The organism is Cereibacter azotoformans, from assembly GCF_021391315.1.
Taxonomy (GTDB): Bacteria; Pseudomonadota; Alphaproteobacteria; order Rhodobacterales; family Rhodobacteraceae; genus Cereibacter_A; species Cereibacter_A azotoformans.
In genome coordinates this window covers 539037-555354 of record NZ_CP090021.1, presented here as the reverse complement: position 1 = coordinate 555354, position 16318 = coordinate 539037, and the positions used below count along the sequence as shown (strand labels likewise).

The following is a 16318-nucleotide window of genomic DNA, read 5'->3' as shown; positions in this document are numbered from 1 at the left end:
CACGCCGCCTGCCCGCCGCCCGGAAACCGGGCAGATTCCCGTTGTTCCTGAACCGATTGAGACCATATTAGTTTCAGGACGACAAGGAAAACGATGCGTCAATGCGTCATCATTTGATCTGAATCAAGGACAGAGCCTATGACAGATTCGGCCTTCCGCCCGTTCCAGACCCATCTGGACGAAGCCGCGGCTCTCACTCTTCTGCGCGAGGCGACGCGGGGCGCGGATGACGGCGAACTCTTCCTCGAACGGTCGCGGTCGGAATCGCTGGTGCTGGATGACGGGCGGGTGAAGACCGCAAGCTACGACGCCTCCGAGGGGTTCGGCCTGCGGGCCGTGCGCGGCGAAGTGGCGGGCTACGCCCATTCGACCGAGATTTCCGAACGCGCGCTGCGGCGGGCCTGCGAGACGGCGCGGCTTGCGGTGGGCGACGGCGGCGGCACCATGGCCGCCCCGCCCGCGGGCACGAACCGCAAGCTCTATTCCGACGCCGATCCGATGGCCGACGCGGCCTTCCCCGTGAAGATCGAGCTGCTCCGCGAGATCGACGCCTTCGCCCGCGGCCTTGATCCACGGGTGATCCAGGTGTCGGCCACCGTGGCGGCCGGCCTTCAGGAGGTGGAGATCCTCCGCCCCGAGGGCGCGCGGCTGGCCGATGTGCGGCCGATGGTGCGGATGAATGTCTCGGTGATCGTGGAAGAGAACGGGCGGCGCGAATCGGGCAGCTTCGGCGGCGGCGGCCGCCATGGCCTCTCGACCCTGATGGAGCCCGGCTGGTGGCAGACCGCCGCGCGCGAGGCGGTTCGGATCGCCACCGTCAACCTCGAGGCGGTGCCCGCGCCGGCGGGCGTGATGGATGTGGTGCTCGGCGCGGGCTGGCCGGGGATCCTGCTGCACGAGGCCATCGGCCACGGGCTTGAGGCCGACTTCAACCGCAAGAAGACCTCGGCCTTTGCCGGCCTGATGGGGCAGCGGATCGCGGCCCCCGGCGTCACGGTGCTGGATGACGGCACGATCCCGGACCGGCGGGGCTCGATCTCGGTCGATGACGAAGGCACCGCCTCAAACCGGACCGTGCTGATCGAGGACGGGATCCTCGTGGGCTACATGCAGGACCGCCAGAATGCGCGGCTGATGGGGACGGCCTCGACCGGCAACGGCCGCCGCGAGAGCTATGCCCATGTCCCGATGCCGCGGATGACCAACACCTGCATGCTGGGCGGGGACGCCGACCCCGCCGATATCGTGGCCGATCTCCGGGACGGGATCTACGCCGTGGGCTTCGGCGGCGGGCAGGTGGACATCACCAACGGCAAGTTCGTCTTCTCCTGCACCGAGGCCTATCTGGTGAAGGACGGCAAGATCGGGGCGCCGGTCAAGGGCGCCACCCTCATCGGCGACGGCGCGACCGCGCTGCGCCAGATCCGCGCCATCGGCAACGACATGAAGCTCGATGCCGGCATCGGGAACTGCGGCAAGCAGGGCCAGTGGGTGCCGGTGGGCGTGGGCCAGCCGACGCTGATGATCGGCGGCCTGACGGTCGGTGGCAGCCGGACCTGACGCGCCGCTTTCCGACCGCCCCCTCGGCCGAAGGGGCGCCGATCCTGCCGGCGGGAGGCCACAGACACAGGGGCCGTGCAGAGGATTGCGCGGCCCCTTTTCGTGCAGGCCCGGCCTCAGACCACCGCCGGCACCTTGGCCGGAACGGCGACCCGCCGCTTGACCAGCGCGAGCGCGAGCACGGTGACCGCCGTTCCCGCGACCAGAGCCGCGCCGAAGCCCACCAGATTGGACACGGCGTTGGGGATCGGCAGCACGAAGATCCCGCCATGCGGCACGCGCTGCGCAACGCCCAGAGCCATGCAGATGCCGCCCGCCACCGCCGAGCCCGCGATGAGGCTCGGGATCACCCGCAGCGGATCGCGCGCGGCGAAGGGAATCGCGCCCTCGGTCACGAAGGCAAGGCCCAGCACGAAGGCCGCGTTGCCGGCCTCGCGCTCTTCGGGCGTGAAGCGGCCGGGGATGATGCGTGTGGCCACGGCCAGCGCGATGGGCGGCACCATGCCCGCGCACATCACCGCGGCCATCGGCTCCAGCACATTGGCCGCGATCAGCGTGGTGGCGAAGGCATAGGCCGCCTTGTTGACCGGCCCGCCCATGTCCACCGCCATCATGCCGCCGATCAGCAATCCCAGCGCGGCGGCCGACGATCCCTGCATCCCCTGCAGCGCCTCGGTGATGATGGCGAGCAGCCGCGCGGTGGGCTCGCCCACCACATAGAACATCATGAGCCCGGTCAGCGCCGCCCCCAGCAGGGGCAGGATCAGCACGGGCTTCAACCCCTGCAGCGTCTTGGGCAGCCGGATCGCGCGGTTGAGCCAGAGGACGCCGTAGCCCGCGATGAAGCCCGCGACGATCCCGCCGAGGAAGCCCGCACCGATGGTCCCCGCGATCACCCCGCCGGTCATGCCGGGGGCGAGACCGGGGCGGTCGGCGATGGACCAGGCGATGTAGCCCGCCAGCGCCGGCACCATCAGCGTGAAGGCCCCGTTCGCGCCGATCTGGAACAGCGTATGGCCGAGCGTGCCGGCATACTGGTCCTCATAGACGTAGATCCCGCCGAGGGCGAAGGCGATCGCGATCAGCAGCCCCCCGGCGACGACGAACGGCAGCATGAAGGAGACGCCGGTCATCAGGTGCTTGTACACGCCCACCTTCTTGGCGTCGGGCGCGGCGGCTTCGGCCGAGGCGGAGCCCGCCTGAACCCGCGCCTCCTGCTGCGCCTTGCGGATCAGCCCGGCTCCGTCCGTGATCGCGGGCTTGGTGGGCGAGAAGAACACGCGCTTGCCGCCGAAGCGCGACAGCTCGACCTGCTTGTCCGCCGCGATGATCACGAGGTCCGCCGCCGCGATCTCGGCGGGCGTCAACTCGTCCTGCGCGCCGACCGATCCCTGTGTCTCGACCCGGATCTGGTGACCCTGCGCCCGCGCGCCCTCGACGAGCCCCTCGGCCGCCATGAAGGTGTGGGCGATGCCCGTCGGACAGGAGGTGATCGCCACGATCTTCAGCGCGCCCGTGGCCGCCGGGGCCGCCGCCGGGGCCGCGTCGCCGCCCTCGGCACGGGCCAGCACGCCCGGCGCGTCCTCCAGCACGTCGGCAAGCGTGGCGCGAGCGGTCGGGCGGCCGGCAAAGCGGGCTTCGTCCGCATCCGCCCCATCCGGCTCGGCCACCAGCAGGACCTGGCCCGCGCTACTCACCGCCTCGGGCGGCAGCGGATCGGTCACGCTGTCCTTCGTGCGCAGCTCGACCGCGATCCCCTGCCCCGCACGCTGCGCGGCCTTGCGCAGGGCTTCCCGCGCGAGCGCCGCATGTGGCCCGAAGCTGCCCGTCGAAATGACGGCGACGATGCCTGTCATGTCCTCTCTCCCTCATCGGCCATCGGCCCGGCGGCGTGGATCCAGTCCGCCACCGCCACCCGTTCCACGCGCGCCTCGAGGGCACGCACCTCGTCTCTTCCCGGCAGGTGAGGGCCGGGGTTGCGCAGCTTGGCCGCGGCGAAGGCCGTGGCCCGCGCGGCGGTGGCCCCAAGGTCCAGCCCCTCGACCAGCGCCGAGGCGAGACCCGCCACCATGGCGTCGCCCGCGCCGACCGTGCTGCCGCGCGACAGCTCGACCGGCCGCGCGAGGACCGCCCCCGCGGCCGAGCAGAAGAGCGCCCCTTCGGTGCCGAGCGAGACGACGACGAGCGCAATCCCGCGGGCGACGAGCGCGCGCGCGGCTTCGGCCAGTTCGGCCCGGTCGGCGAGGCTGCGCCCGGCCCAGCCCTCCAGCTCGTGCCGGTTCGGCTTGATCGCATCGGGCAGAACCGGCGCGGCCAGCACCTCGACCAGCGCCTCGCCCGAGACATCGCACAGCACCCGCGCGCCCCGCTCTCGCGCCAGCGCCGCCAGACGGGCGCTGGCAGAGGCGGGCAGACCCGCGGGATGGCTGCCCGAGATGACCACAAGCTCACCTTCGGCCACCGCGGACAGGCTCTCGGCCAGAGGCCCGAGATCCGACGTGCCGGCCGCAAAGCCCGGCAGGTTCAGGTCGGTCGTGCGCCCGCCTTCCTCGAGGATCTTGACGTTGGTTCGGGTCTCGCCCGGCATCCGCACCATCCGGTCCACGATGGACTTGCGCGAGAAGAGCGCCTCGAAGGGGGCCGCATTGGCGCGGCCCAGAAGACCGTGCGCCATGACGTCCACGCCCCAGTCGGCCAGCACCGAGGCCACATTCACCCCCTTGCCGCCCGGATCGTGGCGGACGGCCGACGCCCGGTTCACCTCGCCCACGGCCAGATGCGGCAGGCTCACGGTCTGGTCGATCGCCGGATTGAGCGTGACGGTGTGAACGCGGCTCATGGCGCCTCCGCAGCCAGCGCGCGCACCGCTTCGGCGTCCGGGCAGGCCAGGGCCCGCCGGGCCAGCGCCTGAAGCGCCGGGCGATCGGACTGGCGCAGCCGCTCCTTGACGGCGGGAATGTCGCGCGGCGTCATCGACAGCTCCTGCACGCCAAGCCCCGCCAGCAAGGCGGCGCCGAACGGGTCGCCCGCGATGCCGCCGCAGACGCCGACCCAGCGGCCATGCACCTCGGCGCCCTTCACCGTCAGGTCGATGAGACGAAGGACGGCGGGATGGAGGCTGTCCGCCTCGGCCGCGAGCTGCGGATTCTGGCGGTCGATGGCGAGCGCATATTGGGTCAGATCGTTGGTGCCGATCGAAAAGAAGTCGGCGTGGGCCGCCAGTTCGGCCGCCAGCAGCGCGGCCGAGGGCACCTCGACCATGATGCCCAGAGGCACAACGGGCGCCGCCAGTTCCTGCCGGATCCGCTCGCAGGTCTCGCGCAATTCCAGCAGTTCGCCGCGCGACGTCACCATCGGGAACATGACCGATATCTGCGACCCGCTCGCCGCCGCGCGGTAGATCGCGCGCAGCTGCGGCAGAAGCAGGTCGCGGCGGCGCAGCAGCAGCCGCGCGCCGCGCACGCCAAGGAAGGGATTCTCCTCGCGCGGCAGGTCGAGATGGGCCACCTGCTTGTCGCCGCCGATGTCGAGGGCGCGGATCACCAGCGGCCGCCCCTCGAGCGCACGGGCCATCGCGCTGTAGGCCTCCATCTGCTCGTCCTCGGTCGGGCTGTCGCTGCGTTCGAGGAAGAGGAACTCGGTGCGCATCAGGCCCACGCCCTCGGCGCCCTGGTCAAGCGCGAAGGCCGCCTGCTCGGCCAGGTTGATGTTGGCGCCGATGTCGATCCGATGCCCGTCGCGGGTGGTGGCCGGCAGCGCCCGCGCCTCGGCCGCCCGTGCGCGGCGGGCCTCTTCCGCGGCGATCCAGTCGCGGGCCGAGGCGAGATCCTCCTCGGCCGGATCGAGCCAGAGCCGCCCCCCATGTCCGTCGATGATGGCCCGCGTGCCACTCTGCAGCCCCTCCACGCCGGCGCCCGCGCCGACGACGGCCGGCAGCCCCAGGGTCCGGGCCAGGATGGCGGTGTGCGAGGTGGGCCCGCCCAGCGCCGTCACGAGACCCGCGACCCGGTGCGCATCGAGCCCCGCGGCATCCGAGGGCGAGATGTCATCGGCCACGAGGATCGTGCCCTCGGGCAGGTCCGACAGGCTCGACCGGGCAAAGCGCGCGTCGATATGGGCCAGCACGCGCCGGCCCACGTCGCGCAAGTCGGCCGCGCGCGCGGCCAGAACCGGATTGCGCAGCGCCGAGAGCCGCGCCGCCATGTCCTCGTAGGCGCGGTGCCACGCCCAGGCGAGACCGTGCCCCTCCACCAGCCACTGCGAGGCGAGCGTGATGAGATCGGGATCGGCCAGCAACCCCGCCTGCGCGCGGAAGATCGCCGCGTCCGACTCGCCCAGCCTGCGCGCCGTGTCGTCGGCGAGCGCGTGGAGTTGTTCGGCCGTCTGCGCGAGCGCGACATGCAGGAGGTCCGCCGCGCGCCCCAGCTCGATCGGCTCGTCAGGGATCTCCATCCCCTCGGGCTGCATCCGCACGATCCGCCCGATGGCAAGGCCGGGCGCGGCGGGCACGCCCTCGACGGCCTGCGCCGCGCCGGACGGCAGCCAGCCGCCGGCCGCCGCCGTGGCCCGGCGCTTCTCTTCGGCGCGGGCCGCATCCGCCTTCTCGCGCGCGCTGAGGCCGGTCAGGGTGGCCTTCATGGCGGCCAGCGCCTCGGCCGCCCCCTGCCCTTCGGCCGAGACCGTCAGCAGGTCGCCCTGCTTCAGCCCGAGGCCCAGAAGCGAGATCATGTTGCGCGCGTCGGCCATCTCCGGGCCGTGGCGCACCCGGATCCGGCAGGGAAAGCGGCGCGCGGCCTCGGCCCATTCGGTCGCGGGGCGGGCATGGAGCCCGGTGGGGTAATCCATCGTCCAGTCGAACCTCTGCGCGAAGTCCGTGGCCGGCTCGCCCGCCGCTTCGCCCCGGGCCGCCAGCCCGTTCAGCGCATCCGACAGGGCCTGCCGGTCGTCGGTGGCCGCCAGCGCCGCCAGCCGCTCCTCGTCCTGCAGGAGCCGCGTCAGCCGGCGGAGGATGTCGATGTGCCCATCCGACCGCGCGGCGATGGCCACGACGAGGCGGGCCCGCTCGCCCGCGTTCCACTCGACGCCCTCGCGCACCTGAAGCACCGCGATGGCGTCCTGCAGGATCAGGTCCCGGTCCTCGACCGTGCCGTGCGGGATCGCGATCCCCTTCCCGAGATAGGTGTTCGAGACCGCCTCGCGCCGCATCATGCTGGCCTCGAAGCCCGATCGCACGCACCCGGCCGCGACAAGGGCCGCCGCCGCCTGCGCAATGGCCTCGTGCTTCGTGGCCACCTGCGCGTCCAGCGTGATCAGCTCGCGCGGTCCCCGTCCCGGCGCCGTCAATGACGTCATCGACTCCTCCCCAGATCGCTCATGGATTCACCTTACCGAATTGTGGAAACGTTTCCACTGCATTTTTTTCTGTGGAGCCCTTTTTCACCGCCGCTCGGGATCTTCTTGCCTTGGGAACGCCCGCGCGTCATTCTCGGCGCCGATCCAAGTGGAAACGATTGCGCATGACCGTCAGCATCAAGGATGTCGCCCGTGCGGCGGGCGTTGCGCCCTCCACCGTTTCGCGGGCGCTGGGAAAGGGGCCCGTCAGCGCGGAAGTGCGGACACTGGTCGAGGCAGCGGTGGCCGCGACGGGATACCGGCCCAACCTCTCGGCCCGCCGGCTGCGCTCGCAGGCTCCGACCACCGTGGGTCTGGTGCTGGCCGACATCCGCAACCCGTTCTTCACGCGCCTGAGCTTTGGCGTCGAGGATGCAGCCTACCGCGCGGGCCTCCGGGTCTTTCTCTGCAACACCGACGAAGACCCGGCGCGCGAGGCGATGCATCTCGAGATGATGGCGGGCGAACGGGTGAGCGGGCTGATCCTTGCCCCGACCCGCCAGTTGCAGCCCGAGGCTCTGAAACGGCTCAGGATGCCGGTGGTGCTGGTGGATCGCGACCCGGAAGGCGCCGGCTGCGATGCCGTCACGCTGGACAACGAGGGGGCGATGCGGGCGCTCGTCGATCATGTGGTGGCGGGCGGGCGGCGGCGGATCTCGGGCCTCTTCGGGGCGAACAGCTTCACCGGCGAGGCGCGGGCCGCAGGTTTCGCTCGGGCGATGGCGCGCCACGGGCTGCCCGCGCTTGTCCACCACGCGCCGCCCAATGCGGCCGCCGGCTATGCCGCCCTCGCCGACTGGCTCGGGCACGAACAGCCCGAGGCCCTGATCGTGAGCAACGGGCTCTTTCTCGAGGCGGCGGTGCGCTTCTGCCATGACCGCGGCCTGTCCATCCCGCGCGATCTGGCGCTTGCCGGCGTGGACGACGATCCTTGGACGGGCATCGTCAATCCGGGCCTGACGGTGCTGCGCCAACCGGCCGAAGCGATGGGCCGCGAGGCGCTCTCGCTCTTGCTCGCCCGGCTCGATGCGCCGGAGCGCCCCCGCCGCAAGCTGGTGCTGGACAGCGAGCTTGTGCCCCGGGCCTCGACGGCCGACCGGCGCGGCGGCGCCTGAAGACGAAGACCGGAACAGGCGCGCGGCCTTCCGTGACGGCAGGCAGGAACAGGCCGCCGCGCCCCTTGTTTCCGCAGCATCCCAAGCTGCGAGGCACCCATGGAACCGAAGGACAAGGGCCTCTTCGTGCTCCTGCTTTTCGCGCTCAGCGCGACATCGGCGGGCATGATCGTCAACGTCTGGCCCTATTGACCCGACCGAAGCGGCGGCCCACAGGCCCCGACTCACGCCCGGCGCAGGGATGACCTTGGCGCCGGCGCGGCAAAGGCGCTGACCACGGCCTCGCGCACCGCCTGCGGCATCGCGTGATGGATCGCATGACCCGCTCCGGGGCAGCGGATGATCCGCAGATGCTCGACCCGCGCCTCGAGCCAGGGCAGGTGCCACTCGGGATCGGCCGTGCGGTCGCCCGTTCCGACGACGGCCGTGGTCGGAATGCGGATGCAAAGCCGGTCCTGGGCCGCTTCCATCGTGTCGTTGAACTGCACGAGCTCGGCCCCCGCCGTCAGGACCGACTCCGGCTGCACGGCGTGTTCGAGCGGGAAATACTCCATCCAGGGCGGCACACCGTTTGGCGCCATCATGGTCTGCAGGATGCTGTGGCGGAAGAAGGGAAGGATCCGGGGGATCAGCGGCCGGACAAGCGCCCCGAAGCGCGGCGCCGCGGCGAGGCGCAAGGCCGGCATCCACCGCTCGGGCGTGGGCCGGCAGAAAGGGGCCAGCAGAACCAGCCCGGTCAGCCGCCGCGGGCTGCGCTGCGCGAGGCAGAGCGCCGCGCCCGCGGCCAGCGAATGCGCCACCAGCCCGCAGCGCCCGACCGAAAGCGCCTCGATGAACCGGCCGAGCCAGCGGGCAAGGCCTTGCGGATCGTTCCGCCCGTCTCGCAGCGGCGCGCTGTAGCCATAGCCGGGCCGGTCGGGCGCGATCCAGCGCAGGCCCGGCACCTCGGGGAAGGCGCGCAGGATCTCTTCGCCGAGGCTGCCGTTGCCATGCAGGAGCACGACCGGCAGGCCGTGCCCCAGGCTGTGATAGTGGACGCCGCGCCCGTCCACGCTGATCACGTCCCCGATCAGGGGCCGTGACCGCTTCGTCAGGGAGGCGGGGCCGGAGCCGGCATGCGACAGCACGGGACGACCCCTCTCAGGGCCGCGGGCCGCGCGGATGGCTGGTGCCGCGTTCCGCCGCAACCTCGCCGCTCTTGGCGGCCTTGAAGAAGACCACGAGTTGCCAGATGGCCGAGAGACCGACGAGAATATAGACGATCCGCGCGAGGATCGCGGTCTGCCCGCCGAAGATGGCGGCCACGAGATCGAACTGGAAGAGGCCGACAAGCAGCCAGTTCAGTCCGCCCACGATGATCAGGCACAGGGTAACGAGGTTCAGGCCGTGCATGGCTTGTCCTTCCTGGGATGAGGTCTGCAACAGGGAGAGAGGGACGTGAACCGCACCGGGCCCCCAAAGTTCCCGGTCCGCCCGCGCCTGCCGGCGGGCGCGGATCCGCCACGCAGGGCCGCCGCCGCGGTGGGACGCGCGCTCCGGGGCGAAGATGCCCCGGGGCCCGGAACAACGGCCGCTGACGCCGGTTCTCGGGCGGCTCGCAACAGGAGGATCACACATGTTTTATGTCGACAAGAGGCTGCAGTTTCCGGTCCGGGTCGAGACCCCGAACCCGGTCTTTGCCCGTGCGCTTCAGCAGGCGATCGGCGGCGTCGAGGGCGAGATCCGGGTGGCCATGCAGTATTTCTTCCAGGCCTGCGGGGCGCGGGGCAATCCCAAGTATCGCGACCTGTTGATGAACACCGCCGCCGAGGAGCTTGGACATATCGAGATGCTGGCCACGGCCGTCGCGCTGAACCTCGAGGGCGCGCCGCTGTCGCTGCAGGAAGAGGCCGCGGCCGATCCGGTGGCGGGGGCGGTCATGGGAGGGATCAACCTCAAGAACCTGCTCTCGGCCGGGCTGTCGGCCATGCCCGTGGACAGCGACGGCGTGCCGTTCGACATGTCGCACATCTATGCCAGCGGCAACATCGCCGCGGACATGGGCGCCAACGTGACCGCCGAATCGACCGGCCGGATCCTCGCCACGCGGCTTTACAACATGACGAACGACCCGGGCATGAAGGAGATGCTGGCCTTCCTGATCGCGCGCGACACGATGCACCAGAACCAGTGGCTCGCCGCGCTGGAAGAGCTGGGTGGCCACGAGACCGTCTATCCGATCCCCAACAGCTTCCCGCAGTCCGAAGAGAACCAGGACTTCAGCTACGCCTTCCTCGGGTTCCAGCGCGATGGAAGCGAGCCGGTGCAGGGCCGCTGGAGCGAGGGCGCCTCGATCGACGGCAACGGCACCTTCACCTCGCGCCCGATGGAGCCCATGGGCGAAGAGCCGAACCTCGGCCCGGCGCGCGAGAACAGCGGCGCGCAGGCCGAACAGCTGTAGGAGGCACCTCGTGGACCGCAGACATCTGCTTCTGGCCGGCGGAGGGGCGCTGGCCGCCCTTCCGCTTGCGGCGGCCCCGCGTGCCACCGGGGGGATTCCCGTGCTCGAGACCTACATCGCCAGCCGCGACCGCTTCCCGGCCGCCCCGCCGCCGCGGCCGGGCGAGCGGCTCCGGCTGCGGCGCGATCCCGCGCGCGGCTTCGATCCGCGCTCGGTGCGGGTGGAACGCGCCTCGGGGGAAGCCCTGGGCTATCTGCCCGGACAGCCGGTGCAGATCCTCGCCGCGCTCATGGATCGCGGCGCCGAGGCCCATGCGCTGGCCGAGGAGGGCGGCGGGCTTCGCATCTATCTCCACCTGCCGCAGGCCATCTGACGCGCGGGGCCGGCCCCTTGGCAGGGCCGGCCCCATGATCCGGCGGGCGGCGGCTCGGCGCCGTCCCGACCTTCCGGCGCCACCGTCACACGTCGGCGCGCATGCCACCGGCCTTCAGCGAGAGATAGGTGCTCGTCACCTGCGGCAGATGCTCGGCGATCCAGGCGGCCATGCGCTTCTCCTCATCGAGGCTCTGCTGCAGCAGCTCCGTCGCCGAGGTCTCGCCATTCTCGCGCGCCATGGTCAACAGCATCGTGTAGGCGGCGATCTCGTAATTCTCGAAGGCCAGGTTCGCCATCGAGTTCTTCAGGATCTCGTCCTGGGCCGGCACATGCCCAAGGGCGGCCATGCTGCCCATGGCCGAGAGGAACATGTCCTTCATCCCCGAGGGGCTTTCCTCGACCATGCCAAGGATCTGCTTGAGACGCTCGACCTGGCCCTCCGTCTCGGTGATGTGCTGCTGCAGCATGGCCGAAACATCGGGATAGTGCTCCAGCCGGTTCAACTGCGGCTGCATGATAGACAAGGCCTGCTTTTCCATCGCATGAGCGTTCTTCAGCCCTTCGATGAAAGTTTGACGCATCACGTCCATGTTGGGGTCTCCTTGTGCCACTGCCCCCGAACCGACGGGAAGCTGGGAAGTTCCGCATCATGGACCACCTGACGCTGCTTCCCCTTCTCGTGCCTGCCCTTTCGGGATCCGGCCGCATGGCCCACAGCCGCTGACCGGCGCCGCGGCGCCGCACCCCGCTGAAAAGTACTCGCCCCGCTTGCGCCGCGCCGGGAGGATCCTCAGGTCAATCTTGGGAGAGACCGGCGAGCGACAGGAACCTCAGGGCCTGCGCCGGGGTTCCCTCGTCGGAGGAGATGACCATGAACATGGGGTTGCAGAAGGGCTTGCTGGCGGGCCTTGCCGTGCTGGTCGTCGAGGACGACTATTTCCTCGCCCATGAACTTGCCGAGATTCTCGAGGCCGAGGGGGCACAGGTCTCGGGCCCGGCCGGCACCCTGACCGAGGCCATGGATCTCGCCAGCCGCGCGCCGCTGGATGCGGCCGTTCTGGATGTGAACCTTCGTCATCTGACGGTGCAGCCGGTGATCGAGGTGCTGGCACGCCGGGACATCCCCGTGCTTCTCCTGACGGGGGCCGATGTCGCCTCGCTGCCGCCGGACCTGTGCCGACAGCCCATCATGAGCAAACCCGTGGACGATCGCGCGCTCGTGGCCCGCCTGGCCGCCTTCGCGCGACCGTCGGCCGATATTCCCGATCCCGCCCAGGCCGTGCCTCTCAGCCCGCGGAAATCTCCGCCGGTGTGACATGGTCACGCCTTGGCGGCGGACATATCCCCTATCAGCGGGTGTGGCGCGTCATCCGGCAGGACGCGGCGAGGGTCCGCGGATGCCGCGCCCGGCCGCCGTCCGCCGATGCCGCACAGGATCGAAAGGGAGAGGAAGATGGATAGAGTTGCACCGAGGATCGCGCTTCTGCTCTGGCTTGCGGGCGCGGCCGTGAGCCCGGCCGCCGCAGAGTCGCCGGATCAGGGCGCGGACCTGACGACCCGGCAGGAACAGGCGCGCGCCGCGATCAAGCATCTGCAACTGTCGCTTCAACTGGCGCTGGGGTACGCGATGCTGGAGGCCGGACCCGAAGGCGCCATCCAGACCTGCAACCTGTCGGCGCTTCCCATGACCGACGAGATCTCCGGGGCGATGGGCGCCGAGATCGGCCGAACCGCGCTTCGCCTCCGCAACCCGGCCAACGCGCCCGATGAGTGGGAGCAGGAGCAGCTGCATTCCTTCGAGGCCCGGCTTGCCGCCGGCGAGCCCGCCGCGGCGATCGAGGCGGTCAGGCAGGACGAGACCGGCTTCCGCTTCATGAAGGCGATCCCGATGCAGGACCAATGCGCCGTCTGCCACGGCACCGAAGTCGATCCGGCCCTGCAGGAGCGGATCGGCAAGCTCTATCCCGCGGACGAGGCCACCGGCTTTCGGACCGGAGACCTGCGCGGCGCCTTCACGGTGACGATCCCAAGTCCCTGATCAGAGCGGCTCAAGTCCGCGCCGGAGCCGCAAGCGCCGGCCCGGCTGCCGAAGCGGCTCCGATGAAGCCAAATCGGGGGCGCGCTCAAAGGGGATGTGAAGGTCTGCACTGCACGGATGCTCGTTCAGGCCATGATGAACGGCCAAGCGGCACGGTCCACGTCAGGATCTGCGTTTAGTATCGTGGCTGGCGCAAGGAGATGAATTGGTGCCCAGAGCCGGAATCGAACCAGCGACACGCGGATTTTCAATCCGCTGCTCTACCAACTGAGCTATCTGGGCCTCGTGTCCGGCATCGCCGGTGGAGTGGCGTGGTCTTAGAATGAAGCGCGGAGGGTGTCCAGAGGGTCTGACAAGATTTTTTTGCCGGCTAGTGACGTGAGGCGCCCGGATCACGCCCGCCGGGCTCCTGCGGGGCCGCCTCCTCGTCTTCGGCGGCCGCGATACGATAGTTGCCCTTCAACCAGTGGCCGAGATCCACGTCGGCACAGCGGCGCGAACAGAAGGGGCGGTATTTCGCTTCCGCCGCACGGCCGCAGATCGGACAGGTCATGCCAGAAGCTCGGCCAAAGGAAGCCGGTCGCGCTTGCGCACAAGCTCGTAGAGGCCGAGCGGGGTCCAGCCCGCAAGGCTCGTCTCGGCCGCCTCGCCCCGGAAGGCAGCACGCAGGACCTGCTCCAGCGCCACGCGGTCCTTCTTGGGCATCGGCGCGAAATCGATCGCCACCTGTCCGCCGAGGCCGCGCAGGCGCAGCTGGCGCGGCAGTTCGCGCGCGGCGGCCACATTGGCCTTCAGCGCCGCAGCGGGCGACGTGTCGGCCCCCGTGTTCACATCCACCGCGACCAGCGCCCGCGTGGGCTCCACGGCCATATGCGCACCACCCCCAAGCGGCACCAGCGGCGACAGAAGCGCATCGCACAGATCGGCCACGCCATGACGGGCAAAGGCGCCCTCGGCCTCGTCGATCTCGTCGGGCGGCGGATCGGACCAGTCGCGCCAGGCGAGATGGTGTGCGCCGGGCGCATCGACCAGCAATTCCGGGTCGCCGGAAAGATCGGCGAGCACGGCCTCGCTCAGCGCCCGCGTCTCGGCGATCTCGGCCGCGATCTCGGAGTCGGGCGCCCCCTCGCAGGCCGACCGCAGGATCAGGCCCAGATCCTCGTCCGCGCCCGCCATCGCCTCGGCGGCCAGCGCCGAAAGCTCTGCGCGCAGATCCTCATCGCGGATCCGGCGCGAGATATTGAGCCCCGGCGCGCCGGGCGTGAGGATGCAGAGGCGGCTTTTGAACAGGAGTCGTGTCGTGACCGGGACCGCCTTGCCCGGCTCGGCCACGCCCGAGACCTGAACCAGCAGGCGCTGGCCCGGCGCAAGGCCCGACGTCTGGCGCAGGAAGCCCGAACCCTCGGGCAGGCGGACGAAAAGCCCCCCCTGCCCCTTGACCGGCCGATCCACGACCGCGCGGAAGATCGCTTCCGGCGCCTGACGGTCGTCCGGCGGGTCGATCAGCAGATCCTCGAGACGTCCGTCCACGAGAAGGGCCGCCGCTTCGCGTCCGCGCAGACGGTCGAGGCAGATCAGCCGCCCCTTCATGCCGCGCTCCGGTAGAGCGGCACGCCCGCGGTGGCCAGAAGCGCCGCGGTCTCCGCAAGCGGAAGCCCCACGATTCCGGTGAACGAGCCCGAAATCCACGGAATGAAGGCCGAGGCCAGGCCCTGGATGGCATAGCCACCCGCCTTCCCCTCCCACTCGCCGCTGGCAAGATAGGCGTTCAGCTCGACATCCGAGAGGCGCTTCATCTTCACCTGGCTCACGACTTCGCGCTGCCAGAGCCGGTCCCCGCGCCGGACGGCGATGGCGGTGATGACGTCATGCCGCCGCCCCCCGAGAGCCACGAGAAAGCGGGCGGCCTCGCCCGCGTCCGCAGGCTTGCCGAGGATGCGCCGGCCGAGGGCCACGGTCGTGTCGGCGCAGAGGACAACATCCTCCGGTCCGGCCGCGACCGCCTCCGCCTTTTCCGCCGCAAGGCGCGCGCAATAGGGACGGGGCAGCTCACCCCGACGCGGCTCCTCGTCGATGTCGGGGGGCAGGATGGCGTCAGGAACCACCCCGAGCTGCGCCAGCAACTCGCGACGGCGCGGGCTGGCCGATCCGAGAATCAGTCGCACTTACTTGAAGCGGTAGTTGATGCGGCCCTTCGACAGGTCGTAGGGGGTCATCTCGACCTGCACCTTGTCGCCGGCAAGGACACGGATGCGGTTCTTGCGCATCTTGCCTGCCATCACCGCGATCAGCTCATGGCCGTTATCCAGCTCGACCCTGAATGTCGCGTTCGGCAGGAGTTCCTTCACGACACCGGGAAATTCGAGCGTATCTTCCTTGGCCATGGTCTCTCCAATGGGATTTGGCCCGCGTCAAGCGCAGGCTCGAAAGGGAAATGAGCGCATTCGCACAATTTTTCAAGAGGAAAAACGCCGCGCCGCGGCCGGACGCTGCATCCAGTGGCCTGCCCCCGCGGTCACAGGACCGCAACTCCGCGCGCAAGCCGCACCTCCTGCTCGGCCCAATGGGCATGGTTCAGCACATGCCCCTCGCGGCGAACCCGTGCAATGGCTTCGCGATCCACCTCGGCAAAGGCCCAGCCCGGCTCGTTCAGGCCGGTTTCCGCGAGGATCCCCGTCGCGGGCCAGCCGTTGTCGGGCGGCCCGTAGATCGCGGCGCGCCCGACGTTCTCGTCCACCGCCGGGCAGAAGTCACAGGGCCCCACGGTGGGCGCATGGACCACGACGCACTGATTCTCGAGCGCGCGCGCCATGGCGCCCACGCGGACACGGGTGAAGCCCGCAAGGCTGTCGGTGCAGGACGGCGCGAGCAGGATCTCGGCCCCCCTCTCCACCATCGCGCGGGCAAGCAGGGGAAATTCGCTGTCGTAGCAGATCACGACCCCGATCCGGCCCAGCGCGGTGTCGAACACCCGCGCCTCGCCGCCCGGAACCACATCCCATGTCTCCCGCTCGAATCGCGTCATGATCAGCTTGTCCTGATGTCCGATGACGCCCGAGGGCCCGTAGAGGACAGCGCGATTGACCGGGCGCGCGCCCTCGAACACCGGCGCCGAAGGGCCGAGGATATGCAGGTGATGCGCCTCGGCCAGCCCGCGCAACACCTCGCCCACCGCGGGACCGTGCCGCGCCACCTCATGCAGCGCCGCCTCGAGATCGGCGGCCACCGCCCGGCCCCCGAGGCTCGCCAGTTCCATCGCGCCATATTCCGGGAAGACGAGCAGATCCGCCCCCTCCTCCGCCGCACGGGCAACCCACCCGGTGATCTTTGCCTCGTAATCGGCGAATCGATCGAACCAGTCGAGCGGATAGGCGGCGGCGGCGATCTTCATGGCAACTC

The 16318-nt window shown here is 70.4% G+C and carries 17 protein-coding genes and 1 tRNA gene; 6 read left to right on the top strand and 12 right to left on the bottom strand.

Features of this window, described 5'->3' with window-relative positions; genetic code table 11:
- Positions 1-138 precede the first annotated feature (138 nt).
- Entirely contained in the window at positions 139-1560 is a 1422-nt protein-coding gene (gene tldD, locus LV780_RS02785) for a metalloprotease TldD (protein WP_108221086.1), read from the top strand.
- 116 nt (positions 1561-1676) lie between these two features.
- Here the strand turns inward: tldD and LV780_RS02780 are convergent, their stop codons facing one another.
- The 3 genes from LV780_RS02780 to ptsP are packed head-to-tail and all read right to left on the bottom strand — an operon-like array spanning position 1677 to position 6912.
- Positions 1677-3416, bottom strand: a complete 1740-nt coding sequence (locus LV780_RS02780; RefSeq protein WP_108221087.1) for a fructose-specific PTS transporter subunit EIIC — start codon at positions 3414-3416, stop codon at positions 1677-1679.
- Entirely contained in the window at positions 3413-4399 is a 987-nt protein-coding gene (gene pfkB / locus LV780_RS02775; RefSeq protein ID WP_108221088.1) for a 1-phosphofructokinase, read from the bottom strand. Before pfkB ends, LV780_RS02780 begins: the two co-directional genes overlap by 4 nt.
- Complete coding sequence (gene ptsP / locus LV780_RS02770) at positions 4396-6912, bottom strand: phosphoenolpyruvate--protein phosphotransferase (protein WP_108221089.1); 2517 nt, start codon at positions 6910-6912, stop codon at positions 4396-4398. Before ptsP ends, pfkB begins: the two co-directional genes overlap by 4 nt.
- A gap of 164 nt (positions 6913-7076) precedes the next feature.
- On the opposite strand from ptsP, the gene LV780_RS02765 reads away from it, so the two are divergent.
- Complete coding sequence (locus tag LV780_RS02765; protein WP_108221090.1) at positions 7077-8066, top strand: LacI family DNA-binding transcriptional regulator; 990 nt, start codon at positions 7077-7079, stop codon at positions 8064-8066.
- Between the two features lie 224 nt (positions 8067-8290).
- On the opposite strand, the gene LV780_RS02760 is transcribed toward LV780_RS02765, so the two are convergent.
- Complete coding sequence (locus LV780_RS02760; protein WP_108221091.1) at positions 8291-9193, bottom strand: alpha/beta fold hydrolase; 903 nt, start codon at positions 9191-9193, stop codon at positions 8291-8293.
- Positions 9194-9206: 13 nt separating this feature from the next.
- Positions 9207-9458 carry a DUF378 domain-containing protein gene (locus LV780_RS02755; RefSeq protein WP_108221092.1) on the bottom strand — a complete coding sequence of 84 codons (252 nt, stop codon included), beginning with the start codon at positions 9456-9458 and terminating at the stop codon, positions 9207-9209.
- Between the two features lie 223 nt (positions 9459-9681).
- Here LV780_RS02755 and LV780_RS02750 point away from each other — a divergent pair, with 223 nt between their 5' ends.
- Positions 9682-10506, top strand: coding sequence for a manganese catalase family protein (locus LV780_RS02750; RefSeq protein WP_108221093.1), 825 nt, complete (start codon positions 9682-9684; stop codon positions 10504-10506).
- 10 nt (positions 10507-10516) lie between these two features.
- A complete protein-coding gene (locus LV780_RS02745) occupies positions 10517-10879 on the top strand; it encodes an HIRAN domain-containing protein (protein WP_233863877.1) in 363 nt (120 codons plus the stop codon).
- Between the two features lie 85 nt (positions 10880-10964).
- On the opposite strand, the gene LV780_RS02740 is transcribed toward LV780_RS02745, so the two are convergent.
- On the bottom strand, positions 10965-11471 hold the full coding sequence (locus tag LV780_RS02740) for a ferritin-like domain-containing protein (protein ID WP_011907660.1): 507 nt from the start codon (positions 11469-11471) through the stop codon (positions 10965-10967).
- Between the two features lie 281 nt (positions 11472-11752).
- Here LV780_RS02740 and LV780_RS02735 point away from each other — a divergent pair, with 281 nt between their 5' ends.
- The gene (locus LV780_RS02735) at positions 11753-12196 is read left to right on the top strand and encodes a response regulator (RefSeq protein WP_108221134.1); all 444 of its coding nucleotides are present in this window, start codon (positions 11753-11755) and stop codon (positions 12194-12196) included.
- Between the two features lie 138 nt (positions 12197-12334).
- Positions 12335-12919: a Tll0287-like domain-containing protein gene (locus tag LV780_RS02730; protein WP_108221094.1), complete on the top strand. Its 585-nt coding sequence runs from the start codon at positions 12335-12337 to the stop codon at positions 12917-12919.
- Positions 12920-13125: 206 nt separating this feature from the next.
- Here the strand turns inward: LV780_RS02730 and LV780_RS02725 are convergent.
- The 6 genes from LV780_RS02725 to LV780_RS02700 form a co-directional block, all read right to left on the bottom strand.
- A tRNA-Phe gene (locus LV780_RS02725) sits at positions 13126-13201 on the bottom strand.
- An 88-nt stretch (positions 13202-13289) separates the two neighbouring features.
- Positions 13290-13472 (bottom strand): DNA gyrase inhibitor YacG, encoded by a 183-nt coding sequence (locus LV780_RS02720; protein ID WP_011907657.1) that lies wholly within the window; start codon positions 13470-13472, stop codon positions 13290-13292.
- Positions 13469-14509 carry a ribonuclease E/G gene (locus LV780_RS02715; protein WP_108221095.1) on the bottom strand — a complete coding sequence of 347 codons (1041 nt, stop codon included), beginning with the start codon at positions 14507-14509 and terminating at the stop codon, positions 13469-13471. The genes LV780_RS02720 and LV780_RS02715 overlap by 4 nt, the downstream gene beginning before the upstream one ends.
- Positions 14506-15084 carry a Maf family protein gene (locus LV780_RS02710; RefSeq protein WP_011907655.1) on the bottom strand — a complete coding sequence of 193 codons (579 nt, stop codon included), beginning with the start codon at positions 15082-15084 and terminating at the stop codon, positions 14506-14508. Before LV780_RS02710 ends, LV780_RS02715 begins: the two co-directional genes overlap by 4 nt.
- Positions 15085-15303, bottom strand: coding sequence for a translation initiation factor IF-1 (infA, locus tag LV780_RS02705; RefSeq protein WP_002720792.1), 219 nt, complete (start codon positions 15301-15303; stop codon positions 15085-15087).
- 131 nt (positions 15304-15434) lie between these two features.
- Positions 15435-16310: a carbon-nitrogen hydrolase family protein gene (locus LV780_RS02700; protein WP_108221096.1), complete on the bottom strand. Its 876-nt coding sequence runs from the start codon at positions 16308-16310 to the stop codon at positions 15435-15437.
- Between the last annotated feature and the right edge of the window lie 8 nt (positions 16311-16318).